Source organism: Aromatoleum diolicum, from assembly GCF_012910955.1.
Lineage (GTDB): Bacteria > Pseudomonadota > Gammaproteobacteria > Burkholderiales > Rhodocyclaceae > Aromatoleum > Aromatoleum diolicum.
In genome coordinates this window covers 96,281-121,386 of sequence record NZ_WTVQ01000012.1, presented here as the reverse complement: position 1 = coordinate 121,386, position 25,106 = coordinate 96,281, and the positions used below count along the sequence as shown (strand labels likewise).

The window sequence follows — 25,106 nt, the reverse complement described above, 5'->3', positions numbered from 1 at the left end:
GGCTTCACGACGGCAGTGAAGTGGATGGCTTGCCGTGATGCGCGTGGTGTCGACAAGGTGGTGGTGTGCAACGCCGACGAGGGGGAGCCCGGAACTTTCAAGGACCGGGTGCTGCTCGCCAGCTACGCGGACCGGGTATTCGAAGGCATGACCCTGGCCGCCTGGGCGACCGGGGCACGGCAGGGTTTGCTCTATTTGCGCGGCGAGTACCGCTACCTGCTCAAGCATCTGAAGGCGGTGTTGGCGGTGCGGCGCGCGGCTGGCTTGCTGGGGGGAGGAATCCTTGGTGAGTCCGGTTTCGATTTCGACGTCGAAATTCATCTGGGCGCCGGTGCCTACGTATGCGGCGAGGAAACCGCCCTGCTCGAATCGCTTGAAGGCAAGCGTGGCACGCCGCGTATCCGACCGCCGTATCCGGTCACGCACGGCTATCTCGGACGCCCGACTGTGGTGAACAACGTCGAGACGCTCGCGAAAACGACGCTGATTGCGTTGCAGGGGGGGGCCGCGTTTGCGGCAACCGGGACGGCGCAGTCCACCGGCACCAAGTTGTTGTCGATCTCGGGCGATTGCACCCTGCCCGGCGTTTATGAGTATCCGTTCGGGGTTTCGATCGAGCAGGTGCTCGCAGACTGTGGCGCGAGTGACACCCAGGTCGTGCAGGTTGGCGGAGCGTCCGGTGTGACGCTCGCGAGTTATGAGTTTCATCGTCGCATCGCCTTCGAGGACGTGCCGAGCGCGGGCGCCTTCATGGTGTTCGATGCGACGCGCGACCCGTTCGAGATGGCGCGGAATTTCGTGCATTTTTTTGCACACGAGAGCTGTGGCTTCTGCACGCCGTGCCGGGTGGGGACGGCGTTGCTGAAGGGCTACATGGACAAGCTTGCCAGTGGCAAGGGCGCCAAGATGGACTTGGCGGATATCGAATGGATCGATCGCCTCCTCAAGAATGCGAGCCATTGCGGGCTGGGTTCGAGTGCGCCGAATCCGGTGATCGATACGCTGATCAAGTTCAGACCGGCGTATGAGCGTCGCTTGCAGTCGCTGGACTTCAAACCGGCATTTGATCTGGACGCGGCGCTGGAGACGGCCCGGCGGATGACCGGACGGGACGATCCGGCTGCCCATCTGGACTGGCGCGAGGAGGTTTCCCGATGAGCGGACAGTTCTTGTTCGATGGTCGTCCGGTGCCGTTCGAGGAGGGTCAGACGATCCTGCAGGCGGCGCGGGCAGCGGGGCACTACATTCCACACCTGTGCTGGCACCCGGATTTTGCGCCGCATGGCTCGTGCAAGCTGTGCATCGTCAAGGTGGCAGGGCGACATGTTTCCTCGTGCGCGATGCCGGCCAAGGACGGGATGGAAGTCGAAAGCAATACGCCGGAGATCAACGGCGAACGGCGCGCCCTGTTGCAGATGCTGTTTGTCGAGGGCAATCATTTCTGCCCGTCGTGCGAGAAGAGCGGTAACTGCCAGTTGCAGGCGCTGGCGTATGAACTGGAGATGAGCAGTGCGCGCTTTGCGCATTTTTATCCCGATCGGCCGGTGGATGCGTCGCACCCGGATGTGCTGCTCGACTTCAATCGTTGCATTTTCTGCGAGTTGTGCGTGCGCGCGTCGCGTGACGTGGACGGCAAGGGAGTGTTCGCGCTGACCGGCCGCGGCATCCGCAAGCATCTGGTGGTGAATGCGGAATCGGGGCGCCTGGCCGATACGGATTTCTCCGTGGATGATCTGGCCGCGAATATCTGCCCGGTCGGCGTGATCCTGAAGAAACGCGTGGGCTTTGCCGTGCCGATCGGCGAGCGCAAGTACGACGGCCAGCCGATCAGCAAGGTTGCGATGGAGAGAGGCGAATGACGGACAAGCCTCAAGCCGCCAGGCTGCGCGTGGCGACGACCTCGCTGGCAGGCTGTTTCGGATGTCACATGTCGTTTCTCGATATCGACGAGCGTCTGTTCGATCTGGTGCAGGTCGTCGAGTTCGACCGCTCGCCGCTGACCGACATCAAGCATTGCGGGCCATGCGATATCGGCCTGATCGAGGGTGGCGTCTGCAATGCCGAGAATGTGCACGTGTTGCGCGAATTTCGGCGCAACTGCAAGACGCTGGTGGCGGTGGGGGCGTGTGCGATCAATGGCGGGTTGCCGGCACAACGCAATCACCTGGACCTCGGCGATTGCCTGCAGCAGGTGTATGTGCAGCGCGATGGTGTCGAGGACGGGGGCGTGCCGGATGACCCGGAACTGCCCTTGCTGCTCGACCGCGTCCATCCGATCCACGAAGTGGTGCGGGTCGATTATTTCATTCCCGGTTGTCCGCCGTCGGGTGAGGCGATGTGGAAATTCCTGACCGACCTGATTGCCGGCCGCACGCCCCGGCTGTCGCATCCGCTGCTGCGTTTTGATTGAGGTGAGGCATGGATTCGTCGCTTGAAACGGCCGAGCACCGGGATCATCTGCGCCGGGTGGTGATTGATCCGGTATCCCGGGTGGAAGGGCACGGCAAGGTGACGCTGTTGCTCGACGACGAGGACCAGGTGCAGGAGGCGCGTCTGCACATCGTCGAGTTCCGCGGCTTCGAGGTCTTCATCCAGGGGCGACCGTACTGGGAAGTGCCGGTGATGGTGCAGCGCCTGTGCGGGATCTGTCCAGTGAGCCATCATCTGGCGGCATCCAAGGCGCTGGATCGCGTCGTCGGAGCGATGGCGATCACGGCTTCGGCGGAGAAGATGCGGCGACTGATGCACTATGGGCAGATCCTACAGTCGCACGCCCTCCACTTTTTCCATTTGTCTTCGCCGGACCTGTTGTTCGGCTTCGAGTCCGATGTCGGACAGCGCAATATTGTCGGTGTGGCCGCCGCCTATCCGGATGTGGCGCGACAGGGAGTGTTGCTGCGCAAGTTCGGTCAGGAGGTAATCCGCGCGACGGCCGGCAAACGGATTCATGGGACGGGTTCGATTCCCGGCGGGATGAATCGCCATCTTTCCGTCGCGGACCGTGATGCGTTGCGCAGCGATGTCGGGCGCATGGTCGAATGGAGTCGCTCGGCGGTGGAGTTGGTGAAACGTCTGCACCGTGCCGATCCTTCCCTATATGACAATTTCGGCCGCTTCCGTGCCAACATGATGAGTCTGGTGCGTGCGGACGGGGCGATGGATCTGTACCACGGTGCCCTGCGTTTCCGCGATGCGGATGGAAAGATTCTGCTCGACGGCGTTCCTGACCAGGCGTACCGAGGTTTGCTCCGCGAACAGGTGAAGCCGTGGAGCTACATGAAGTTTCCCTATCTGCAGCAACTCGGCCCGGAAGTGGGCTGGTATCAGGTGGGGCCGTTGGCGCGCGTGCAGAACTGCGATTCCATTCCGAGTCCGCTGGCCGAGGCCGAGCGGCGCGAATTCATCGACCATGGGGCTGGCGAGCCGGTGCGGGCGACGCTGGCGTATCACTGGGCGCGGATGATCGAGTTGCTGCATACGGCCGAGGTGATACGGGATCTACTCGACGATCCGGATCTGTTGGACGGCCCACTGGTGGCCGTGGGAGAGCGGCAGCACGAAGGCGTCGGAATCATCGAAGCGCCGCGTGGCACACTGATTCATCACTACCAGGTGGGCGACGATGATCTGGTCACGATGTGTAACCTGATCGTGTCGACCACGCACAACAACCAGGCGATGAATACCGCGGTGCGGGAGGTGGCGCGGCGTTACCTGAATGGCCGCAAGCTGACCGAGGGCCTGCTCAATCATATTGAAGTGGCCATCCGTGCCTATGATCCCTGCCTGTCCTGCGCGACGCATGCCTTGGGGCAGATGCCCCTGGTGCTGGAACTGGCGGATGCGCGGGGGCAGGTGCTGGAGCGGGTAGTTCGTGACTGAAATGCCGCGCGTGGTGGTGTTCGCCGTGGGCAATGAGTCACGCGGCGACGATGGCGTCGGGCCCGGGCTGCTGCGCCTTCTCGAGCCGGCGTTGCCAGCGGGAGGGCGGGCTGTGCTGGATTTTCAGCTGCAGGTGGAACACGCGCTGGAATTGGGCGACGCGGATCTGGCGCTGTTTGTCGATGCATCCTGCGGGCTGGAAGCGCCGTTTGCGTTCTACGAGATCGGCCCGGAGGCCGCTGCATCGAGCTTCACCCATGCGTTGTCGCCGTCGGCGGTGTTGGCGGTTTTCCGCCGTATCGAGCAGCTTGCGCCGCCGCCGGCTTTTGTCCTCGGAATTCGTGCAAGCCGTTTTGAACTGGGGCAGGGCTTGTCGCCTGGTGCCGCGGCGGATCTCGATTGTGCCCTGGAATTCGCGCGGGAGCTGATGGCTGTTCCAGATCCGGTGGCGTGGCGCGTGCATGTCGGGGATCGGCCTGGCATTGCCTGAAACATTCGCGCCAAGCCTGCGTCGGTCGCGAGTGGGGCCGGGTGACCCCTTACGGGTTCGGGATGGGTTAGATATGGCCGTGTTCGTGCCCGAGCCTCGGGAAAAACATCGTGATGTAGGAGGCCAGATCGAGTTCGGCGCTTTCGCGGACGCGGCGCAGATCGGCCGGTTGCATATCGAGCAGTGACCAGATGACCGGGTCGATGCGGGCCGCGGCGGCGTTGCTGGATTCGTTTTCCTGGTCGGCTTGGGCGATCCGCGTCGCGAAGTGCACCATTGCTGCTTCGTACACGTAATCGCCGCCGAGGCGAGGGGTCATCTGCGCACCAATGATGTCCGCAAAGCAAGCGGGCAGCTTCCAGTAATTCATCAGGCACGCTCCCACTTCGGCATAGTCACAGCCGGCGATGCGCCGTTCGGCCTCGTGGAGCGGTTCCTGATTCTGGGTGGCGACGGTGCGTGCTTCGAAGGCGAGATCGGGAATCGTCTGGTGCATTACGAGGTGCCCGATGTCCGATAGCAGCCCGATCACGAATAGCCGTTCCGCGCCGATCATGCCATGGCTGCGACCGATTTCGCGTGCGGAAAGTCCCCGCATGACACTGCCACGCCAGAAGCGCGGCATGTCGAGATGCTGAGGCCTGAAGACCGAGAACGTACTGCTGACCGAAACGGCAAGCACGAGGTCGTGGACCTGCTGGATCCCGAGAATGGTGACGGCGCGGGAAATGGTCTCGATCCTGCCGCCGTAGCCATAAAAAGCGCTATTGACCAGGCGCAGCAGGTTGGTCGTAAGCGCGGGGTCGGCACTGATGGCATGCGTCACGGCGGCGGTCGAGCCTGCGGGGGAATCGAGTTCCTCGCGGATACGCAGATATACCGTCGGCAGTGTCGCAAGTGTGACGATGTTGGTAACGAGTTCCTGGGCGGAGTGCATTGCGCGGGGTCCGGGGCGGTCGGCGTTCAGGGCCGTTTTAGGGTGGCAGAAGGTTCGGTAACCGGGGCGACGAGGTCGCGGTAAGCGTGCCAGCTGGCATGGCCGACGACAGGCATCAGCACGACCAGCCCGAGATGGAAGCTCAGGAAGCCGACAATGGTCAAGGCAACGATGAGGATTGCCCAGACCAGCATTGGTCCGGGGTTGCGGGCGAGAGCGCCGATGCTGGCGAGCATCGAGGTGATCGCATCCTGGTTGCGGTCGAGCATCAAGGGCACGGAAATGACGCTGGCAGCGAATACGATGGTGGCGAACAACATGCCGACGCTGAAATACACGAGCAGGAATTCGATGTTTTCAAGTGCCAGCAGCTGGGTGAGGAAGCCGGAAAGATTGGGGAGCTCGTTGGTATAGAACAGTGCGAACACGACCAGCGATGCGCGTGCCCAGACGAGGAACACGATACCCAGGACGACGGCGAAGATGCCGATATTGCCTGCGTTGCGTGTCCATACCGTGAGCGTGGGGCGCAGTTCGCAGCTTTGTCCAAGCTCGTGGCGGCGGCTGATCTCATACAGCCCCATCGCGAGGAAGGGGCCAAGGAGCAGGAAGCCGGAGGTCAGGGCGGCGGTGTATTCGTAGGCATGCTCGAACACCATGGTGACCAGCAGTCCCATCGCAGCAAAGCAGAAGCCATAAAACAGGCTGGGGATCGGGCAGGCCCTTAGGTCGGCGAATCCGCGCGACACCCAGCGCAGCGGTGCGGCTGCGTCAACTTCCCGGACGCTCGGAAAGGGTTGTTCGTCCGCCACCGGACCGGCTTCGTTCTGCTGCGACATGGCTCTCTCCTGTTGTGGTTCTTGCCGTCGATCCAGCGAACGGGGCTTCCCTTGTCCTTATGTCGGTGCGCTATTGAGGAAGCCGCGCATGGCGTCGCTGACCGCATCCGGCGCTTCGGCCATCATTGCATGGCCCGCGCCCTGAATGATTATCATACGCGCGCCGCCTGCTGCGTTAACCAAAGCATCATGAAGCGGTTTTACCGCGCGTCGTGGTGTCATTTGATCACGCTCGCCGCACAGCATTGCGCAGGGGACGCAGATCCGGCTGGCGGCATCGAGTCCGGCCTGATATGCGTTGCAGGCGCCAAGATCATTGGCCAGGAGACCTTCGCGCTGGCGTTCCATGAGGCGCAGGTTGAGGCCGGTGAGCGAGATGCCGGGCGTGGCGCTGGCGCCGAGCTGCGAGGCCGGTGTGTAGGACCACTGGTTGATCATCGTGTGCGCGGCGGTGCGGTTGTCGCGGGCGGCGTCGAGAAGCGGAGCGGCGACGGGCATCGGGGCGACGCTGCCGAGCAGCAGCAGTCGGGTGACGCGGGTCGGTGCCTGCGCGGCGGTCTGGAGGGCGATCAGCGATCCCATGCTGTGGCCGGCGAGTGCCGCCTGCGTGACGCCCGCGGCATCGAGCAGGGCCTCGACCCAGTCGGCGAGCGATTCGATGCTGGCGAGCGGTTCGCCCGCCGAACGCCCGTGACCGGGGAGGTCCGGCGCAAGCACCGAAAGGCCGTGGTGTGCGAGATGGCGGGCCTGGTAATTCCAGACGCTGTGATCGTGTCCGGCGCCGTGGATCAGCACGACCACCGGTAGTTGTCTGTCGAACGACCGGCCGCCGGTGTATACGAAGGCGGGTGCCGCGTTGACGGTGAGTTCCATGGCTTATCCCTGTACGGCGCGGCCCGCGGCGTACAGGCCGCGATTCAGGTCTTCGATCAGGTCGTCGAGGCTCTCGAGTCCGACAGACAGGCGCACGGTGCCTTCGCCGATGCCCGCGGCAAGCAGGTCCTGTGCGGACATGCGGAAATGGGTGGTGCTGGCGGGGTGGATGACCAGTGACTTGGCGTCGCCGACATTGGCGAGATGCGAAAATACTTTCAGTCCTTCGATGAAGGCGCGTCCGGCGCTGCGCCCGCCCGTGAGTTCGAAGGACAGCACCGAACCCGCGCCATCGGGCAGCAGGCGGGTGGCGAGCGCGTGGTCGGGGTGGTCGGCGAGGCCCGGGTAGGCGACGCGATCGACGAGCGGATGCGCGGCAAGGTGTGTGGCGACGGCGCGCGCGTTGGCGACGTGAGCGCGCATGCGTAGCGGCAGGGTTTCCATGCCTTGCAGGATCTGGAAGGCGTTCATCGGCGACAGGCAGGCGCCGAAGTCGCGCAGACCCTCGCGGCGGGCGCGCAGGAGGAAGGCCGCAATCGGGGATTCTTCGGCGAAATCCATGCCGTGAAAGCCGTCGTAGGGTTCGGTGAGTGTCGGGAACAGGCCGGAGGCTTCCCAGTCGAAGCGCCCGCCGTCGACGAGCAGTCCTCCAACCGCGACGCCGTGTCCGCCGAGAAACTTGGTGGCCGAATGCAGCACCAGATCGGCGCCGAGCGACAGGGGGCGCTGCAGGCAGGGCGACACCAGCGTCGCATCGACGAGGAGCGGCACGCGGTGGGCGTGGGCGATGTCTGCGACAGTCGGGATGTCGAGCACGTCGAGGCCGGGGTTGCCGAGCGATTCGCCGAAGAACAGGCGCGTTTCGGGGCGGACCGCCGCGCGCCAGGCAGCGGGATCGCGCGGGTCGACGAAGGTGGTTGTGATGCCGAAACGCGGCAGCGTGTAGGCGAGCAGGTTGTGCGAGCCGCCGTAGAGGGCGCGCGAGGCGACGATGTGGCCGCCGACGCCCATCAGGGTAGTGATCGCGAGGTGCAGCGCGGCTTGGCCGCTGGCGACGGCAATCGCGCCGACACCGCCGTCGAGTGCGGCGATGCGCTCTTCGAGCATCGCGTTGGTCGGGTTGGAAATCCGCGTGTAGACGTGGCCGGGGCGTTCGAGGTTGAACAGCGCGGCGGCGTGGTCGGCGTCGGGGAAGACGTAGCTGGTGGTGAAGTAGATGGGGGCGGCGCGGGCGCCGAAGGCCGGGTCGGGGGACTGTCCCGCGTGCAGCGCGAGCGTCTCGGGGCCGAATGTCTTGGGCTGGGTCATCGGTGGCGCGGATTCCTGTCGGCGGGGCTCAAGCCAGTTCGTCCGGTTCGAGCATGCGCTCGACGACGGCGATCCGGTCCTTCAGCGCAAGCTTGCGTTTCTTGAGGCGACGCAGCAGCAGTTCGTCTTCCTGAGGCGAATCTTGCAGACGCGAAATGGCGTCGTCGAGATCGCGGTGCTCGTTCCGCAGTTCGGTGAGCCGGATCTGCAGGCTGGTGACGTGGTCGAATGCTTCCTCGCTCATCGGGTACCTGCTAAAACAGGGCGAATGCACGCCGTTAGGGGGTCGGTTCAGCCAAGTATGGTATGCGCCGCGCCGGTTGATGACAACTCGTTGTGATGCGCCGGATCGCGGCGTGTTACACGGTGGGCGTTGCAGCACCTGGCGTGGCCTGCGCGCGCGACTGGTGCACCAGCGTGACCGGGGCCATGGCGCTGAGCGCGTCGGCCTTGAGTTCGGCGCTGAGGTGGGCTTGCAGGCCGCTTGGCTGGCGCGGGTGGAGTGGGAAGTCGCGCCGTGCGGCTTCGAGTTGCTTGCGGTTGGCGCTGAAATAACGCGCCGCCTTGATCGCGCGGGGGAGATTCCGGATCAGATGCCAGAGGCTCCAGCGGTGTTCCCACAGGCGGCGGGCAAAACGTCGGCGATAGCCCTTGCTGTCATAGAAACGGCGCACATGCCAGTTATAGAGCGCATCCATTTCCTCGCGCGAGGCGAAGCCTTCGGGGCGATAGACGAAGTTGAGGCAGTTCATCAGGCGCCAGTCTTCGCGGAAATCGCTGGTGGTGCCACGGGTGCATTCGTCCCAGATCGGCGCGCCATACATCGGGCTGAACTTGGTCATGTTCATCTCGTCGAGGTCGAGCGACAGGATGAAGTCACTGGTGGCGCGCAGCGTTTGCGGGGTTTCGCCGGGCAGGCCGAAGATGAACAGGCCCTTGGCGCGCAGACCCGCGGCGTGGATCTTGTGCACGGTGTCGCGCACGGCGTCGAGGGTGACGCCGGCCTTGTGGCGTTCCATCATTGCCGGGTCGGCGGACTCGATGCCCATGGATACCATCAGCGCGCCGGCGCGCTTGAGCTCGCGGAGCATTTCATCGGACGTGTGGCCGGTGCGGATGGCGCAGTTGAACTGCATGCCGAGCGGCTTTTCGATGAGCAGGCGGCACAATTCGTCGACGCGCTTCTTGCTGGCGGTGAACAGGTCGTCATAGAAGTTGATGTGATACACGCCGAAGTTGTCGCGCAGGTGTTTCATGTGCGCATAGATGTAGGCGGCGGAGTTGACCTTGTAGAGCCGCTCGAACACGGTGCGGTCGCAGAAGGAGCAGGTGTAGGGACAGCCGCGCGACGTGACCATCGTTGCGCCGTGGCGTCTGGCGTAGGAGAAAAGCGGCAGATGGTAGCCGGTCGGGAATCCGGCGAGCTTTTCGTACGCGGGGAAGGGGAGTTCGTCGAGATCGATGATTCGCGGGCGGCGCGGATTGGCAACGATGCGCTCGCCATCCCGGTACACAAGGTTGGCGATTTCATGGAGTGGTTTGCCGTCTGCGAGGTCGAGCAACGCACCTTCGCCTTCGCCGATGCACAGGAAGTCGATTTCCGGAAAGTGTTCGAGCAGCGGTGCACCGATCGAGGAGGTGTGCACGTTGCCGAAGATGATTCGCACTTGCGGGCGTTTGCGCTTGATGCAGGCCGCGATGTCGACGGCGTCCATGTAGCCCGAGGTGGTGGCGGAAAAGCCGACGAGTTCGGGGTTGGTGGCGAGCACGATCTCGGCGTTGGCTTCCAGGCTCGCGGGGGCTTGCGGGCCGAGACAGTCGTGTACCGCGGTCGGGTAGCCGTGTTTTTCGAGCCACGCGGCAAGCGACAGGATGCCGATCGGAGCCATGCGGTTGGCGAGCACCGAGAAATCGGGCTGGCCGGGGACGAAATTGAAGCCGGCGGGATGTACGAGGGTGATGCGCATTGGAAGTCGGTGTTTCAGCCGCAGACGGCGGCAAGAACGATCTGGCGCTTGGTACGTGCAGCGTCGAGCAGTTCCTCGAGTTCGAGTTTGTCGATTCGGCTGGATGCCGTGTCCAGCAGCGACAGGCGGCGGTCATTGCCGAGCAGCTTGTCGAAGGGGTTGGGCGTTTCGGCCGCCAGCGAGGCGACGAAGATGAGGTCCGAAAGGTCGGTGGGGGGCCAGGAGCCGCCATAGGGGTTGCCACACTCGAAGGCATCGAGGATGGATTCGGGCAGTTCAAAGGTTTCCAGCACGGCACGGCCGATGGGTTCGTTCCATGTGGAGACGAACTCGGCAAAACGCTCGATATTGGTTTCGAGTGCGGGATAGTCGGCGGCGCGGGCCACCAGCAGGAACTGGCCGATGTCGATCATCATGCCGCCAAACATCGCGGTGTCGGGATTGGCGATCTTGAGTTCGTGGGCGAGGGCGTATGCCCATGCGGCGACGTCGACGGAATGCATCCACAGGCCCGATGCAAGCGTGCGCATGCGCGGCGATCGGTGATCCTGGGCGAGTTGTTCGGCGGCGACGGCGAATGCCAGGCAGCGCAGCGAGGCGAGACCAATGCGTTGCACGGCGTCGCTGACATTGGTGATGGGGGCACTGTAGGGATTGAGCGCAACGGCGTTGGCCATGCGCACCGCCTTGGCGCTGAGTACCGGCTCGGCCTTCACGACGGTCGCGATTTCGTCCAGCGACGAGTCCGGGCTGTCTGCCAGGCGCTTGATGCGTAGCGATATGTCCAGCGCAGTGGGGAAACTGAGGTGCCCCTCGGCGAGTTCGGCTTCGATCTGCTCGCCGAATGCGTGGGCTTGAGCTTCAAAGTCCTGCATGTCGATCCCCGGTGGATTCTATCGCGACGAGTTTAGCGCGCATCCGCCGTGCCGGGGGGCGCGTGGTGAGGATCGGCCCTCCGTCGCCCCGTGGACGGCAGGTGATCGACGGTATCCGAAGGGGCCGCCGGCTGTCTTACGCCTTGCCGGGGGCTTCGTTGCTGTCGAGCGCCTGGATCAGCGGGGCGATATGCTCCAGGCACGCCCCATCGGCGTGGACTTCGGTGCGCAGATGCAGGTTGCGTGCGAGGTTGCGCATGCGCCAGTCAACTTCGCGTACGACGAGGTTGATCTCGGCGACCAGTTCTGCGTCGAGTCCGTCGGTGCCGAGCGAGCCTGCTTCCATGACACCGGTCGAACGCAAGGATTTCTGCAGGTTCTGCAGCAGGCTCAGCGCCGAGCCGGCGGTCTGGCGAGTGAATGCGTCGCTGGCGGATGATTGCAGCGATTCGGCGCAACGGATTGTGAGCTTGATGCGTTCGCCGCTGGCGTGTGCGCGCGAGATGAAATCGCCAACTGGCGGAGCGCCGAAGCTGTCATCGCCGTTGCGCATCGCCTGTGTGACGACGGCGACCGCGTCATGGTCGAACTCTTCGGGCACGATGCGCAGCGCGAGAGCCGCCCGCAGTGGCGCACCGTAGTCGCCGCGCGACAGGATCGCTGCAACCGAGTCTGCGACCCCGAGCCAGCTGCCCAGCCGGCTGTGTTTGCTGCGTTCCACCTGATGGGGATAACCGCTGCCGTCCAGTCGCTCGTGGTGGTGCGCGACGCATTGGCCGACGGCTGCCGGAAGCGTGGTGAGCTCGGCAATCAACAGCTGGCCGACGCGCGGATGGCTGGCGACGTGTTTCCATTCGGCGGGCCGCAGTCGATGACTGTCGCGCAGGTAATCCGGATTGATATATATCTCGCCCAGGTCGTGCAGCAGGGCGGCCATCAGCAGGAGTTGTGCGTCGTGTTCGCTGGCCTTGAGGCGGGCGGCGATGCCGGCACTGACGAGAATCGTCGCCAGCGAGTGCTTGAAGCTGCTGTTGCCCTTGGCGTACGCAGTGGTAAGGAGCAGGCGCAGCGGCTGTGGCAGCGCGATGTTCTTCATGCCGTTGATCAGAGCCAGTGCGTCGCGATTGACGATTCGTCCGAACAGGGGGTTTTCGTCGAGGTGGGTGCGGCAGGCGCCGACGATGTCGCCAAACGCTACTGCACCTTCGACCGCCAGCGTGGATTCGAGCGGTTTGGCGAGCTTGCGGCGCAGCAATTTGTCCTGCAACTCGGCGGATACCGGTTTGCCCTTTGCCCACAGCTTCATCCCACGGTCGTCGTAGATGTCTTCCGCCGCCTCTACCGTGTGCGTTTCGGCGAGTTCGACAATGCTCTTGAGGCAGTGCTGGTTGACCGAGTTGAATAACATGATTTGCGGGATGTCCGGGGTGTCCGCGATCGGGCTGCCTGGGGCTGGTGTGCGGCGTGCCAGCGGGATCCCAGGCTCGCTATCGAGGGTAGGGAGCGCCAAGCGCAGATCCTACCATCCGAAGCCTTGTTAAATTGTGTTGTGTATCACAGGGCGCAGGCGGCACCGATGGCCTGGCGACCTTCCCAATCCGTCCGATCGGGATGCAATCAGGGTAATGAAAAGTGATTCTTGACGCAGATCACATACATTCTTGCATTCGTCCTATAACTTGAACCCTTCGTAACCACCGTGCCGGGCGAGACTGAACGGCTGATTTCATGGCGTCGGCGCCCGACACAGCGGCCCGATCGGTGGAAGTCAATTCAATTTCCGGAGCGAACCGTGCGAGCACTTTTTACGCCGGCTGAAGCCTTGATGAACCGCTTCGCCTACCCGGTGAAGTTCGGTCTGTTGGGGATCATCATTTTTGCCGCTTTCGCCAGTCTCATGGTCACGCTGGCGAGCGAACTCAACGCGACGATCGACCGCACACGTCGGGAACTGGTCGCGTCGGAACTGTCGCGGCCATTGTCCAGGACCGTCGAGTTCATGCAGCAGCATCGCGGCATGTCGGCCTCGCTACTCAGCGGGCTGTCGACAATCGCTGCGGCGCGGGCGGCGAAGGAGGCGGAGGTGGATCGCGCAGTGGAGGCGCTCGACAAGGCGCTGCCGGAGTCGGCACGGGCGGCGGGGGAGTGGAATGCAATCCAGACGGAATGGACCCGGCTGAAGCGCGAAGGCCTCGGTTGGGCCCAGGCGGTGAACATCAAGGCGCATACGCACATGATCGGGCGTCTGCTGGATTTCCAGATTGCGCTGGCGGACGAATACGGGCTGACCTTTGATCCGCAACAGGACAGCTATTACCTGATGTCCACCGCGGTGGTCCGGATGCCGTATCTGCTGGAGCGCATGGGGCAGCTGCGGGCGAAAGGCTCGGCGGTGCTCGCACGCGGCAGCATCGAGGATGCGGGGCGGCTTGATATCAGCGTTCTGTCGGGCGACGTGAACGAGGCGCTGCGCGATCTGGAAATCAATATCGGCAAAATCGCGGCGCGGCGCCCCGACTTGAAGCCGCGGCTCGAATCGACGCTGGCGGCGCTGAAGGACAAGCTGGGCGATGTGCAGAAAGTGGTGAGCGAGATCCTCGGCGGCAATTTCCACGGCACCCTGTCGACCGCGTACTTCGGCATGGCGACCGAGGCGATCACCGTGGGCTATGCGCAGATGTATGACATCCTGCTGCCGACGCTCGACGAACTGCTGCATCAGCGGATTGCCAAGGCCGAGCGCACCCTGCACTTCAACGTTGCAGTGCTGCTGGTGGTGCTGGTGCTGATCGCGTATCTGTCGGTTGGCGCCTACCTGTCGATCATGGGCAGCGTGCGTCGCCTCGCCGATGGCAGTCATCGCTTTGCCGCGGGCGATCTGACGACCCACATCGAGCTCAAGGCGCGCGACGAGTTGCGTCTGGTGGCAGGCAGCTTCAATGACATGGCGGTCGCGATGTGCCGTCTGATTTCGAGTATCCAGAACAATTCGGGACAGGTCGCCAATACGGCGCGCGGCATGGTTGCATCGGCGCAGCAGATCGACACGGCGTCGCAGCGGCAAAGCGAGGCGGCGTCGAGCATGGCCGCGGCGGTCGAGCAGATGACTGTCGGCATCGATCACATTGCGGGTAACGCAACCAACGCGAACGATCTGGCGCGCGTCTCGGGCAAGCTGTCGAGCGAGGGCGGGGAGATCGTCGAATCGGTGGTTCGGGATATCGGCGAGATAGCCGAGTCGGTTTCGGGGTCCGCCCGCACCATCGAAGAGCTGGGCCGCAGTTCAGAACAGATTTCGGCAATTGTCGGCGTGATCAAAGAGATCGCCGATCAAACCAACCTGCTGGCGCTGAATGCCGCGATCGAGGCGGCACGAGCGGGCGAACAGGGGCGTGGTTTCGCGGTGGTGGCCGACGAGGTGCGCAAGCTGGCGGAGCGCACGACGCACTCGACACAGGAAATTGCGCAGATGGTGCAATCGATCCAGCACGGCGCGCGCGTTGCGGTGGAGAGCATGCATCGTGGCGTGACGCAGGTGAATGCCGGCGTCGCGCGGGCGCAGCAGGCGGGCGAGGCGATGGCAAGCATTCGCGAAGAGGCGGGTCGGGTGGTGCATACCGTCGCGGAGATTTCCGATGCCTTGCGCGAACAGAGCGCCGCTTCGACGGAGATCGCACGCAACGTGGAAACGATCGCGCGGATGGCGGAAGAAAACAGCTCCATCGCGGGCGACAGTCACCACACCGCGGATCACCTTGAAGGGCTGGCCAACAGCCTGCTGGAGGACGTGAGCCGTTTCAAGGTGATGTGAAGCCGGTGCCCGCAGGGCTGCGCGACGGCGCCGTGGCGCGGTGACGTGTTCAGACTATGAGCGGGACAGGATGCGAGCGTGTTTCCTGGCGCAGGGTGTCCGACGGGAGTTCGCCGAACATCGCCTTGTAATCGGCGGCGAAGTGCGACAGGTGCCAGAAACCCCAGCGTGCGGCGATATCGGCGATCTGATGGCTGGCGGGCTCGGCCTTCTTCAGCTCGCGGCGTACGCCGTTGAGCCGCAATGCACGCAGGAAGCTGACAGGGTTCAGGTTGAGAATGTCCTGGAAGCTGTATTGCAGCGTGCGCCGTGATACTTCGAGTTCCGTGCATAGATCGGCGACGGTGATCGGTTCATCGATGTGGCTGCGCATGTATTCGCGTGCGCGATCGACAATGAGCTGGCGTGTGCGGCAAGGTGTGGCGGCGCGCGGCGTGTCCTCGCGCGGGGCGATCGCGGCGATCAGGCTGCCGTAGATCGCCTGTTCCAGGCCTTTGCGCATCTGCGGGTGGCGTAGCAGTTCCGGTGTGGCTTCGAGGCTGGCGAGCACGGTCAGCAGGAAGCCGCGCAGGGTTGCTGCCTGTTCCGACGTGGTGGCGATGATCCGCTGCTTGCCGATTTCGGCTTCGATATCGCGGTGTTCGACATGTAGCGCGTAGTCGATGAAGGCCTGGCTGTCGGTGGTGACGGCGACGATGTCGTGGCTGCGCGCGGTGCGGTAGTCGAGTTCGTCGCCGCCCTTGAGCGTGATGACCGAATCAAGAGTGCAGGGTTCGCCGCAGTACCAGCCGGCGCCGTCGACGGCTACCGGTACGCCGATGGTGCGCGAGCCTTCCCACGACATGCCGATCTCATGGATGACCTGATTGGTACGTTCGCGAAATACCTGGACGTTGCCGAACCAGAATTCGTCGAAGCGTCCGGAAAAACTTCCGGCCGAAAGCTGATCGTAGCGCTGATTCCAGTGCTGCAGGCAGGACGCGTGGTCGTCCGCATCCCGTGTGTCCAGATGTACGACCGAATACGCGTCATCGCCCACGGTGCGCGCGGTGGCGCCGCTCGCTGCGAGGGAAGAAGCATTCATTTCCGACTGTCTCCTGACCGGAAAGTGCTGATGATTGTTGTGGTTAGAGTCTTTCTTATTTTTAACACACTAATACAAAAGTGAGATCCGGAACAGAGGTCTTTGTTGTTGCGGTGCAGCGTAAAAGGTGCACCTTCGCTGCGATCCGGCGCCGTGCAGCCGCTTGCCGATTTCGGATAACGGCTTTCCGAAGAGCGTTCCTACAATCGCCGGCAATCGATGGTTCGATGCGTGGAGGCGCGACGGAACGGGAACCCGATATTCAGCTGACGCGACGGCAACACCACATAAAAGAGGAGACGACAAACCATGACGATAACGAAAAGGACATCGCCTCGCCTCGGCCTCATCTGCATTACCGTAGCCGCCATGCTTGGCTGTACGGTGGTGCAGGCGGCGGCAAGCGAGGCAGAGGCAGCAAATCTTGGCAAGACCCTGACGCCGATCGGGGCCGAGACGGGGGCGAGCAAGGATGGCGCGATTCCGGCCTGGAGCGGTGGCATGACGCAAGTGCCGTCAGGCTGGAAACCCGGGCGTCTCGACCCCTTCAAGGATGACAAGCCGCTGTATTCGATCGACGCGGCAAACGTCGACAAGTACGCGGACAAGCTGTCGGCCGGCCAGCTTGCGCTGATCAAGGCGTACAAGGGCTATCGCATGGATGTGTATCCGAGCCGGCGCAGTTGTCCGGTGCCGGATTTCGTGGCGACGCAGACGAAGAAAAACGCGACGGCCGCGAAGCTCGGGGCGGATGGCTGGCAGCTCGAGCAGGTGTTCGGGGCGGGCGTGCCGTTCCCGATTCCGAAGAGCGGCGCCGAGGCGATGTGGAACTACAAGCTGCGCTACACGGGCCTGGGCCGGCGTGCACAGATTTCGGCGCTGATGCCGGAAAAGGACGGCAGCTACGTCGAGAACAAGCAGTGGGCGTACGAGATGTACCCGTTCAACGATCCGAAGGTCACCGGGCCGGCGGACGTGGGCGGGGTCGAGTCGAAGCTGCTGTATGACGTGCTGACGCCGCCGTCGCGTGCCGGCGAGGGCTACCTGATCCACGCCTACATCGACAAGCCGCAGGACGCGTGGATCTATTTCCCGGGCCAGCGCCGCGTGCGCCGCTCGCCGACCTTCGCCTACGACAACCCGATCGCGGGCTTCGACAACCTGTACTTCGTCGACCAGATCAACATGTTCACCGGGGCGCTGGACCGCTACGACTACAAGCTGGTGGGCAAAAAGGAGATGTACGTGCCGTACAACTCCTACCGCCTGATCGACAAGAAGCAGAAGTTCAAGGACATGCTCGGGCCCGAGTATGTCAATCGCGACCTGATGCGCTACGAGCCGCATCGTGTGTGGGTGGTCGAGGCGACGGTGAAGGCGGACAAGCGGCATTCCTTTGCGAAGCGCGTGTTCCACTTCGACGAAGACTCCTGGGCATTGCTGCAGGTGGATATGTACGACGCCAAGGGCAACCTGTGGCGCGTGCAGGAAGGCAGCTTGTGGGCTGCGCCTGATGTCGGGGCGTGCATGGCGTATGAGACCCAGATGTACGACCTGGTCGCGCGCCGCTACGTCGTCGACAACTGGACCGCCGAGGGCGAAGTGCTGGACCTGACTGCGGCCAAGGACGGCCGCGTGACGGCAGCGAACTTCACCCAGGACGAAATGCGCCGCCGCGGCGAGCGCTGACCACAGCCCACTCAAGGGAGAATCTCGATGAAAACAAGGACGATTTCGCATCGTCGGGGCGCGCTCGCGCCGTCGATTCTGGCTGTCGCGGTTGCGGCGGCGTGCTGGTCGCCGGCGAGCCATGCGTTCCGCTTCGGGTCCGAGGAGGGGATCTCGGGCAGTTTCGACAGTACCGTGTCCTACGGCGTGATGAGCCGCCTGCAGTCGGCGGGTTGCAAGACGGTCGGCAATGACAGCGGCGGTTGCAACAACGGCACGAACAACGAGTTGTCGCAGGTGTACAACCTGACCAACGGCGCCGGTTATGCAAATGCCGACTTCAACTACACGAACTTCGACGATGGCAACCTGAACTACAAGAAGGGGGACATCGTCTCGGCGGTGCTGAAGGGCACGCACGACCTGTCGCTGAAGTACCCCGGCGGCTGGAGTGCGCTTGCGCGCTTCAACTGGTTCGTCGATTCGAAGTCGGACGACACGCGCCGCACGTCGGTCGCGGACGAGGCTTCGGGCGAGATGACCCTGCTCGACGCGTGGATCGCCAAGGAGTTCACCGTCGGCGAGCGGCGCGGCAAGGTGAAGTTCGGCAACCAGGTGATTTCCTGGGGCGAGGACATCTTCATCATCGGCGGCGTGAACCAGATCAACGCGATCGACCTGCAGAAGTTCCACGTGCCGGGCACGCAGTTGAAGGAGATCTTCATTCCTGCGCCGATGCTGTCGGCGTCGCTGGGGGTGACGGAGAAGCTCGGTGTCGAGGGCTACTACCAGTTCGGCTGGAACGGCTTCAAGTTCGATCCGGCGGGTACGTTCTTCTCGGCCGCCGATGTGCTCGGCAAGGGGCGGCGCGTGGCCTACGTGCCAACGAGCATTGCCGAGGACTTCTTCGGGCCGGGCGCCTGCGCCGGCTTGCCGAATGGGCGCTGCGGCGACGATTCGGGGCTGTCGGACGCCGATGCCGTCGCGGCCGGACTGGCGCTGCCTTATCTGGGTACCAACAAGCCGAAGAACAACGGCCAGTACGGCGTGAACTTCCGCTACAACGCGGAGGAGATCGACACCGAGTTCGCCTTCACGTACCAGCGCTACCACGACAAGCTGCCCTTCCTCGGTTTCACCGGCAACAACCTCGGTGCGGTCACCGGCTACTTCATCGCCTACGGCGAGGACAAGGACCTGTACGCGATTTCGGCGAACACCAAGCTCGCCAACATCGCGGTCGGGGCGGAGTTGTCGTACCGGCCGAACGACAGCGTGGGCGTCGACCCGACCGTACCCTTCGGCAACATCTTCGGCGGACCGTCGAGCAAGTTCAGCATCTACGAGCACGGCAGTCATCCGGGTTTCGTCGAGGAGGAGAAGTACCAGTTCCACCTGACCGGCTTCTACACTTTCTCGCACAACGACCCGCTCGGCGGTGTCGCGAAGGCGCTGGGCGCGACGGACGGCTTCATTCTCGCCGAGGCGGCGGTGGCGCATTACCCGGGCTTGGATACCAGCGGGGTGACGCCGTACTTCCTGCCGAACTACGCGCTGCCGGACAAGACGTCGTGGGGTTATGTGGTGGAGGCGGCGCTGAACTACCCGAACGTCGGCGGTAGCGGTGTAACGCTGACGCCGCAGGTCGACTGGTACCACGACGTCGATGGCACGACGCCGAACGGGCTGCCTTTCGTCGAAGGCCGCAAGGCGCTGACGCTGTCGCTGTTCGCGAATTATCGCGATGCGTGGAAGGGGGCGATCCAGTGGGTGACCTTCTACGGCGGCGGCGCCAACAACCTGATGCGTGACCGGGACTTCGTTTCGGCCAGCGTTTCCTACTCGTTCTGACGAGAAGCGCCGGCAGCGCGGGGTTTGCGTCCCGCGCTGCCGGCTCACCGGATACCCAAAATGATAGAGAGACTGGTGCTTGGCCTGCAGCGATTCTGCTTCAGGCACCGCCTGCTGATTCTGCTTGCGCTGCTCGGGTTCACGGCGGTGATGGCGCTGTTCGCGTCGCGCCTGAACATGAGCGCGGGCTTCGACAAGCAGTTGCCGCAGAACCACGAATACATCCAGACCTTCAACCAGTATCGCGAAGTGCTGTTCGGCGCGAACCGCATCATCGTCACGGTCGAAACGAAGAAGGGCGACATCTGGAACGAGAAGGCGCTGACCAGGCTGTATGACGTCACGCAGGCGCTGTTCTTCATGAAGGGCGTCGATCGTCGCACGGTGACCTCCCTATGGACGCCGAACACCCGCGCGGTGCAGATCACCGAGGAGGGCATGAAGGCCGAGGACGTGATCGGTGGCGACGTGACGGTGAAGGCGCTGACGCCCGAGAACATCACGGCGATCCGTGAGCGCACGATCGTCGGCGGCTTCATCGGCAGCCTGGTCGCGAACGATTCGACGTCGGCGATGGTGGTCGCGGAACTTGCGGATCCCGATCCGCAGACCGGCGAGCGGCTCGACTATTCGGAGTTCAGCCAGCGGCTCGAACGCGAGATCCGCGACGCGTTCAGCGATGACGACATCCGTATCCGCATCATCGGCTTCGCCAAGCAGATGGGCGACATCTCGGAGGGCGCGACGAGCGTCATCGAGTTCTTCGCGCTGGCTTTCCTGCTGACCGCCGGCGCCGTGTATTGGTACACGCGTTCGCTGCTGCTGACCTTCCTGCCGCTGGCGTGCTCGCTGGTGTCGGTGGTGTGGCAGTTCGGCACGATCACGCTGCTGGGTTTCGGGCTCGATCCGCTGGCGATCCTGGTGCCCTTCCTGGTGTTCGCGATCGGCGTGTCGCACGGCATCCAGCAGGTGAACTACATCGCCAAGGAAGTCATCAACGGCGCGGACGGCTACACCGCCGCGAGCCGCAGCTTCACCGGGCTGCTGGTGCCGGGGACGCTCGCGCTGATCACCGCCTTCGTCGGTTTCGCGACGCTGGTGCTGGTGCCGATCCCGATGATCCGCGAGCTGGCGATCACGGCCTCGGTCGGCGTGGCGTACAAGATCGTTACCAACCTGATCATGCTGCCGGTGGTCGCGAGCTACTTCCGCTTCGACGAGGCCTTCGTGGTGCGCGCGAGCAAGGTCGAGGCGCTGCGCAACCGCATGATGGCTTCGCTGGGGGTGCATATCGCGAACCCGCGCAACGCGGCGATCGGCACGCTGGTGTGCCTGGCGCTGATGGCGATCGCGGTGTGGCAGAGCCAGGGGCGTCACGTCGGCCATGTGCTGCCGGGCGCGCCGGAGTTGCATGACGATTCGCGCTACAACCAGGACGTCGAGGCGGTGGTTGATCGCTATGCGCTGGGGCTGGACATGCTGACGGTGGTCGTCGAGACCCCCGCGGACGGGTGCTACCGGCACGACGTGATGAGCCATCTCGATCGCCTGAGCTGGTATCTCGCGAACGTGCCGGGCGTGCTGTCGGCGCAGTCGCTGCCTGGCATGACGAAGCTCGCGGCGTCCGGGGTGAACGAGGGCAATCCGAAGTGGGCGGCGCTGCCGCAGGAGGAGCTGACGCTCGGCGAGGCGGTGCGCCAGGTGCCGGAAGGGATGCGGCTCTTCAACGCGGATTGCACGCTGCTGCCGGTGAATCTGTATCTCGCCGACCACAAGGCCTCGACGATCAAGGAAGTGGTCGCCGCGGTGAAGCATTTCCGCGAGACCCAGCCTTTCCCGGGTGTGACCGTGCGCCTTGCGAGCGGCAACGCCGGCGTGCAGGCGGCGACCAACGAGGTCGTCGAGCATTCCGAGCTGCCGATGATGCTCTACGTATACGCGACGATCCTCGTGCTGGTGTTCGCGGTGTATCGCGACTGGCGCGCGATGGTGGCGTGCTGCGTACCGCTGACGCTCGCGACCTTCCTCGGCTACTGGTTCATGAAGGAGCTCGACATCGGCCTGACGGTCGCGACGCTGCCGGTGATGGTGCTGGCGGTGGGGATCGGCGTCGATTACGCGTTCTACATCTACAACCGGCTGCAGATGCATCTGGCGCACGGCGAGGACATCGTCACCGCATTCAAGCAGGCGCTGCGCGAGATCGGCGTGGCCACCGTGTTCACCGCGGTGACGCTGTCGATCGGTGTCGCGACCTGGTCGTTCTCGGCGCTGAAGTTCCAGGCCGACATGGGGATGCTGCTGACCTTCATGTTCATGATGAACATGATCATGGCGATCACGCTGCTGCCGGCGCTGGCGGTGACGCTCGACGTGCTGATTCCGCGGCGTGGCCCGGTGCGCGCGCCACTGATGGCGCATTGAGGAGATGGTCATGAAAAAAACCATGCAAATCGGACGGACGGTCGTCGGCCTGTGTCTGGCGGCGAGCGCGGTCGCGTTTGCTGCTGCGCCCGCCGATGCGGCAAGGAATACGACGGCCGTGGCGGCGATGAAGGCTCGGCTCGCCGCGAAGGTGCCGGTGACGGGCATCGCGCGCGCCGGCAATGCGCTGATCGCGGTTGGCGATTACGGCACGATCGTGCGTTCCACCGACGAGGGCAAGACCTGGCAGCAAGCGGAGGTGCCCGTGAGCGCGCTGCTGACGGCGGTGCATTTCGTCGATGACGAGCGCGGGTGGGCGGTGGGCCATGGCGGCGTGATTCTTGTGACGAGCGACGGCGGCGCGAATTGGCAGCTGCAGACGACACTCGACGAGAAGCCGGTGCTGCTGTCGGTGCATTTCACGGACGCGCAGCGCGGCTACGCCGTCGGGGCCTACGGCGTGGCCTTCGTCACCGCGGACGGCGGGCGCAACTGGGCGCCGATGGCGGTTGGCAGCGGACACGATGCGGACCTGCATCTGAACCACGTGTTCGCGACGCGCGAGGGTGCGCTGTTCCTCGCTGCCGAGACCGGGGTGGCGTTCCGCTCGACCGATCGCGGGGGGCATTGGACGAAGCTCGCGACCGGCGTCTCGGGATCGTTGTGGAGCGGGCTCGAACGCAGTAACGGGGAGGTCGTGTTGCTGGGCATGAGCGGCAGGGTGATCGCGAGTCGCGATGGCGGCAATACGTGGCAGGTGCGCGAGACCGGCACCGAGCAGTCGCTGACCTCCGCGATCGCACTCCCCAATGGCGGGATGATCATCGTCGGGGCCGGCGGCGTGGTATTGCGCGGCAACGGCGACGGTCCGATGCAGCTGGAGATCCGTCCCGACCGGCAGAACCTCGCCGCAGTGATGGCGGCGCCGACCGGAGCGGTCGTCGTCGCCGGTCAACTCGGCGTCGAGCGCCTGGCGCCTGCCCGATAAGAAACGACAACAAGGGAGACCCCTGCATGCTGACGAAACTGATGGCCCTGCTGTCCGGCGAGATCCAGGCCGAAGGGCTCGAGACCGGACCCTTCGAGCGTCGCCACATCGCTGTCGCGGCCCTGCTGCTGGAAGCGATGTATATCGATCACCGCACCAGCGAGCGTGAGCACGCGGCGATCAGCCGGCTGTTGCGCGAGCACTTCGCGCTGCCCGAGGAGGCCGCGCAGCAGCTCGTCGCCGTGGCCGATGAGCGCTTCGCCGAAGTGCTCGACGACTGGGAGTTCGCCGAGGCGGTGCGGGCGGGCTTCAACCTGGCAGAGCGCCATGAGGTGCTGACGATGCTGTGGGAGGTTGCCTACGCGGACGGGGATCTCGTGCGGCTCGAGGACCGGCTCGTGTCGCGGCTCGCGCAGCAACTGGAGATCGATCCGGAGGCGGCCGACGCCGCGCGCGCGACCGCGGTGGCGCGTGCGGGATTGCTGGGCGACGGCGGATAGCACGGACGCCCGGCCGAAAACCATTTACCGACAAAGACCATAAGACAGAGGAGACAGATACATGGAGCGTTACCACGGACAACTGCTGAGCGAGGCCACGCGCCGCTTTCTCGAGCGCCCCCGGCGCATGCTGATCGGCGCCGACTGGGTCGAGGCGGCGAGCGGCGAGACGCTGGCGGTGATCGATCCGGCCAATGGCGAGAAATTCGCCACGGTGCCGGCGGGCGGTGCGGCGGACATCGACCGCGCGGTCGCCGCCGCGCGCCGCGCCTTCGAATCCGGCGACTGGCCGAAGATGCGCCCGGTCGACCGCGAGCGCCTGCTGCTGAAGTTCGCCGACCTGGTCGAAGCGAACGCGCAGGAACTGGCGGAGATCGAGTCGCTCGACAACGGCAAGCCGGTGACGATGGCGCGCCACGTCGACGTCGCGCTGGTGGTCGATTTCCTGCGCTACATGGCGGGCTGGGCGACCAAGATCGAAGGCTCGACGATGGACGTCTCGGTGCCGATCATCCGCGACCGCGAGTTCTTCGGCTTTACACGGCGCGAGCCGGTCGGGGTCGTCGGCGCGATCATCCCGTGGAACTTCCCGCTGCTGATGGCGGCGTGGAAGGTGGCGCCGGCGCTCGCGACCGGCTGCACGATGGTATTGAAGCCCGCCGAGGAGACGCCGCTATCGGCGCTGCGCTTCGCCGAACTGGCATTGGAGGCGGGCTATCCGGCGGGCGTGCTGAACGTCGTCACCGGCCTCGGCCACACGGCCGGCGCGGCGCTGGCGTCGCACAAGGGCATCGAGAAGGTCGCCTTCACCGGCTCGACCGAGATCGGCAAGCTCGTCGGCAAGGCCGCACTCGACAACATGACGCGCGTGTCGCTGGAGCTCGGCGGCAAGAGCCCGGTGATCGTGCTCGACGACGCTGACGTCGCGCAGGCTGCCGCCGGTGCGGCGCAGGCGATCTTCTTCAACCAGGGGCAGGTGTGCACCGCCGGCTCGCGCCTCTTCGTGCACAAGAGCCGCTTCGACAAAGTCGTCGAGGGGTTGTCGGGCATCGCCGCCGGCATGAAGCTCGGTGCCGGCATCGACCCGACGACCCAGATCGGGCCGCTGGTGTCGGCGGCACAGCAGAAGCGCGTGCTCGGCTATATCCAGAGCGGCTTCAACGAGGGCGCGCGTGCCGCGACCGGCGGAGCGGCGAGCGAGGGTGTCGGCTTCTTCGTCAAGCCGACGGTGCTGGTCGATACGAGCGACGACATGAAGGTCGTGCGCGAGGAGATCTTCGGGCCGGTCGTCGTCGCAATGCCGTATGACGATCTGGATGAAGTCGCGCGCCGTGCGAACGATACGCCATACGGGCTCGCGGCGAGCATCTGGTCGAACGACCTGTCGCGCGTGCATCGGTTGATCCCGAAGATTCAGGCCGGCACGGTGTGGGTCAACTGCCACAACATCCTCGACAACGCGATGCCGTTCGGCGGCTTCAAGCAATCGGGCATCGGTCGCGAGATGGGGCGCGCGGTGCTCGACCTGTACACCGAATCCAAGTCCGTGATCATGGCGCTGTGAGTGCGGGGCGCCGCCTCGTGGCAATTGAGGGGGCGGCGCATTTCC

At 64.4% G+C, this 25,106-nt stretch carries 21 protein-coding genes; 12 read left to right on the top strand and 9 right to left on the bottom strand.

Going from position 1 to position 25,106, the window contains the following annotated elements; all coding sequences use genetic code 11:
• From GPA25_RS09435 to GPA25_RS09415, 5 genes are all read left to right on the top strand, one after another.
• On the top strand, positions 1 to 1,158 hold a 1,158-nt coding region (locus GPA25_RS09435; protein ID WP_169260121.1), incomplete at its 5' end, for an NADH-ubiquinone oxidoreductase-F iron-sulfur binding region domain-containing protein.
• Positions 1,155 to 1,859, top strand: a complete 705-nt coding sequence (locus GPA25_RS09430; RefSeq protein WP_169260120.1) for a 2Fe-2S iron-sulfur cluster-binding protein — start codon at positions 1,155 to 1,157, stop codon at positions 1,857 to 1,859. The genes GPA25_RS09435 and GPA25_RS09430, both read left to right, overlap by 4 nt.
• A complete protein-coding gene (locus tag GPA25_RS09425) occupies positions 1,856 to 2,410 on the top strand; it encodes an NADH-quinone oxidoreductase subunit B family protein (protein ID WP_169260119.1) in 555 nt (184 codons plus the stop codon). The genes GPA25_RS09430 and GPA25_RS09425 overlap by 4 nt, the downstream gene beginning before the upstream one ends.
• Positions 2,411 to 2,418: 8 nt before the next feature.
• Entirely contained in the window at positions 2,419 to 3,882 is a 1,464-nt protein-coding gene (locus GPA25_RS09420; protein ID WP_169260118.1) for a Ni/Fe hydrogenase subunit alpha, read from the top strand.
• A gap of 1 nt (position 3,883) precedes the next feature.
• Positions 3,884 to 4,372, top strand: a complete 489-nt coding sequence (locus GPA25_RS09415; protein ID WP_211163032.1) for a hydrogenase maturation protease — start codon at positions 3,884 to 3,886, stop codon at positions 4,370 to 4,372.
• Between the two features lie 67 nt (positions 4,373 to 4,439).
• Here GPA25_RS09415 and GPA25_RS09410 read toward each other — a convergent pair whose 3' ends face one another.
• The 8 genes from GPA25_RS09410 to GPA25_RS09375 form a co-directional block, all read right to left on the bottom strand.
• Entirely contained in the window at positions 4,440 to 5,309 is an 870-nt protein-coding gene (locus GPA25_RS09410; RefSeq protein ID WP_169260116.1) for an HDOD domain-containing protein, read from the bottom strand.
• Positions 5,310 to 5,335: 26 nt separating this feature from the next.
• On the bottom strand, positions 5,336 to 6,148 hold the full coding sequence (locus GPA25_RS09405) for a DUF2189 domain-containing protein (protein ID WP_169260115.1): 813 nt from the start codon (positions 6,146 to 6,148) through the stop codon (positions 5,336 to 5,338).
• Positions 6,149 to 6,205: 57 nt separating this feature from the next.
• Entirely contained in the window at positions 6,206 to 7,021 is an 816-nt protein-coding gene (locus GPA25_RS09400; protein WP_169260114.1) for an alpha/beta fold hydrolase, read from the bottom strand.
• A 3-nt stretch (positions 7,022 to 7,024) separates the two neighbouring features.
• Positions 7,025 to 8,329 carry an O-acetylhomoserine aminocarboxypropyltransferase gene (locus tag GPA25_RS09395; RefSeq protein WP_169260113.1) on the bottom strand — a complete coding sequence of 435 codons (1,305 nt, stop codon included), beginning with the start codon at positions 8,327 to 8,329 and terminating at the stop codon, positions 7,025 to 7,027.
• A 28-nt stretch (positions 8,330 to 8,357) separates the two neighbouring features.
• On the bottom strand, positions 8,358 to 8,573 hold the full coding sequence (locus GPA25_RS09390) for a DUF465 domain-containing protein (protein ID WP_169260112.1): 216 nt from the start codon (positions 8,571 to 8,573) through the stop codon (positions 8,358 to 8,360).
• 115 nt (positions 8,574 to 8,688) lie between these two features.
• Positions 8,689 to 10,296 carry a B12-binding domain-containing radical SAM protein gene (locus GPA25_RS09385; RefSeq protein ID WP_169260111.1) on the bottom strand — a complete coding sequence of 536 codons (1,608 nt, stop codon included), beginning with the start codon at positions 10,294 to 10,296 and terminating at the stop codon, positions 8,689 to 8,691.
• Between the two features lie 14 nt (positions 10,297 to 10,310).
• Positions 10,311 to 11,171: an HDOD domain-containing protein gene (locus GPA25_RS09380; RefSeq protein WP_169260110.1), complete on the bottom strand. Its 861-nt coding sequence runs from the start codon at positions 11,169 to 11,171 to the stop codon at positions 10,311 to 10,313.
• A 136-nt stretch (positions 11,172 to 11,307) separates the two neighbouring features.
• The gene (locus GPA25_RS09375; protein WP_169260109.1) at positions 11,308 to 12,579 is read right to left on the bottom strand and encodes an HD-GYP domain-containing protein; all 1,272 of its coding nucleotides are present in this window, start codon (positions 12,577 to 12,579) and stop codon (positions 11,308 to 11,310) included.
• A 384-nt stretch (positions 12,580 to 12,963) separates the two neighbouring features.
• Between GPA25_RS09375 and GPA25_RS09370 the strand changes: the two genes are divergently transcribed.
• Positions 12,964 to 14,982, top strand: a complete 2,019-nt coding sequence (locus GPA25_RS09370) for a methyl-accepting chemotaxis protein (RefSeq protein ID WP_169260108.1) — start codon at positions 12,964 to 12,966, stop codon at positions 14,980 to 14,982.
• Positions 14,983 to 15,031: 49 nt separating this feature from the next.
• On the opposite strand, the gene GPA25_RS09365 is transcribed toward GPA25_RS09370, so the two are convergent.
• Positions 15,032 to 16,066: a helix-turn-helix domain-containing protein gene (locus tag GPA25_RS09365; protein WP_169260107.1), complete on the bottom strand. Its 1,035-nt coding sequence runs from the start codon at positions 16,064 to 16,066 to the stop codon at positions 15,032 to 15,034.
• Between the two features lie 309 nt (positions 16,067 to 16,375).
• Here GPA25_RS09365 and GPA25_RS09360 point away from each other — a divergent pair, with 309 nt between their 5' ends.
• From GPA25_RS09360 to GPA25_RS09335, 6 genes are all read left to right on the top strand, one after another.
• On the top strand, positions 16,376 to 17,755 hold the full coding sequence (locus GPA25_RS09360; RefSeq protein ID WP_169260106.1) for a DUF1329 domain-containing protein: 1,380 nt from the start codon (positions 16,376 to 16,378) through the stop codon (positions 17,753 to 17,755).
• A 27-nt stretch (positions 17,756 to 17,782) separates the two neighbouring features.
• Positions 17,783 to 19,585, top strand: coding sequence for a DUF1302 domain-containing protein (locus GPA25_RS09355; RefSeq protein WP_169260105.1), 1,803 nt, complete (start codon positions 17,783 to 17,785; stop codon positions 19,583 to 19,585).
• A gap of 60 nt (positions 19,586 to 19,645) precedes the next feature.
• Positions 19,646 to 22,009: an efflux RND transporter permease subunit gene (locus tag GPA25_RS09350; protein WP_169260104.1), complete on the top strand. Its 2,364-nt coding sequence runs from the start codon at positions 19,646 to 19,648 to the stop codon at positions 22,007 to 22,009.
• 10 nt (positions 22,010 to 22,019) lie between these two features.
• A complete protein-coding gene (locus GPA25_RS09345) occupies positions 22,020 to 22,997 on the top strand; it encodes a WD40/YVTN/BNR-like repeat-containing protein (RefSeq protein WP_169260103.1) in 978 nt (325 codons plus the stop codon).
• Positions 22,998 to 23,023: 26 nt separating this feature from the next.
• Positions 23,024 to 23,497 carry a tellurite resistance TerB family protein gene (locus GPA25_RS09340; RefSeq protein ID WP_169260102.1) on the top strand — a complete coding sequence of 158 codons (474 nt, stop codon included), beginning with the start codon at positions 23,024 to 23,026 and terminating at the stop codon, positions 23,495 to 23,497.
• Positions 23,498 to 23,558: 61 nt separating this feature from the next.
• Positions 23,559 to 25,061: an aldehyde dehydrogenase family protein gene (locus GPA25_RS09335; RefSeq protein ID WP_169260101.1), complete on the top strand. Its 1,503-nt coding sequence runs from the start codon at positions 23,559 to 23,561 to the stop codon at positions 25,059 to 25,061.
• Positions 25,062 to 25,106: the final 45 nt, after the last annotated feature.

Excerpts from the sequence above, each read along its gene's own strand:
- GPA25_RS09430 (WP_169260120.1), top strand. The coding sequence starts at position 1,155 with ATGAGCGGACAGTTCTTGTTCGATGGTCGTCCGGTGCCGTTCGAGGAG.
- GPA25_RS09425 (WP_169260119.1), top strand. The coding sequence starts at position 1,856 with ATGACGGACAAGCCTCAAGCCGCCAGGCTGCGCGTGGCGACGACCTCG.
- GPA25_RS09420 (WP_169260118.1), top strand. The coding sequence starts at position 2,419 with ATGGATTCGTCGCTTGAAACGGCCGAGCACCGGGATCATCTGCGCCGG.
- GPA25_RS09415 (WP_211163032.1), top strand. The coding sequence starts at position 3,884 with ATGCCGCGCGTGGTGGTGTTCGCCGTGGGCAATGAGTCACGCGGCGAC.
- GPA25_RS09410 (WP_169260116.1), bottom strand. The coding sequence starts at position 5,309 with ATGCACTCCGCCCAGGAACTCGTTACCAACATCGTCACACTTGCGACA.
- GPA25_RS09405 (WP_169260115.1), bottom strand. The coding sequence starts at position 6,148 with ATGTCGCAGCAGAACGAAGCCGGTCCGGTGGCGGACGAACAACCCTTT.
- GPA25_RS09400 (WP_169260114.1), bottom strand. The coding sequence starts at position 7,021 with ATGGAACTCACCGTCAACGCGGCACCCGCCTTCGTATACACCGGCGGC.
- GPA25_RS09395 (WP_169260113.1), bottom strand. The coding sequence starts at position 8,329 with ATGACCCAGCCCAAGACATTCGGCCCCGAGACGCTCGCGCTGCACGCG.
- GPA25_RS09390 (WP_169260112.1), bottom strand. The coding sequence starts at position 8,573 with ATGAGCGAGGAAGCATTCGACCACGTCACCAGCCTGCAGATCCGGCTC.
- GPA25_RS09385 (WP_169260111.1), bottom strand. The coding sequence starts at position 10,296 with ATGCGCATCACCCTCGTACATCCCGCCGGCTTCAATTTCGTCCCCGGC.
- GPA25_RS09380 (WP_169260110.1), bottom strand. The coding sequence starts at position 11,171 with ATGCAGGACTTTGAAGCTCAAGCCCACGCATTCGGCGAGCAGATCGAA.
- GPA25_RS09375 (WP_169260109.1), bottom strand. The coding sequence starts at position 12,579 with ATGTTATTCAACTCGGTCAACCAGCACTGCCTCAAGAGCATTGTCGAA.
- GPA25_RS09365 (WP_169260107.1), bottom strand. The coding sequence starts at position 16,066 with ATGAATGCTTCTTCCCTCGCAGCGAGCGGCGCCACCGCGCGCACCGTG.
- GPA25_RS09360 (WP_169260106.1), top strand. The coding sequence starts at position 16,376 with ATGACGATAACGAAAAGGACATCGCCTCGCCTCGGCCTCATCTGCATT.
- GPA25_RS09355 (WP_169260105.1), top strand. The coding sequence starts at position 17,783 with ATGAAAACAAGGACGATTTCGCATCGTCGGGGCGCGCTCGCGCCGTCG.
- GPA25_RS09350 (WP_169260104.1), top strand. The coding sequence starts at position 19,646 with ATGATAGAGAGACTGGTGCTTGGCCTGCAGCGATTCTGCTTCAGGCAC.
- GPA25_RS09345 (WP_169260103.1), top strand. The coding sequence starts at position 22,020 with ATGAAAAAAACCATGCAAATCGGACGGACGGTCGTCGGCCTGTGTCTG.
- GPA25_RS09340 (WP_169260102.1), top strand. The coding sequence starts at position 23,024 with ATGCTGACGAAACTGATGGCCCTGCTGTCCGGCGAGATCCAGGCCGAA.
- GPA25_RS09335 (WP_169260101.1), top strand. The coding sequence starts at position 23,559 with ATGGAGCGTTACCACGGACAACTGCTGAGCGAGGCCACGCGCCGCTTT.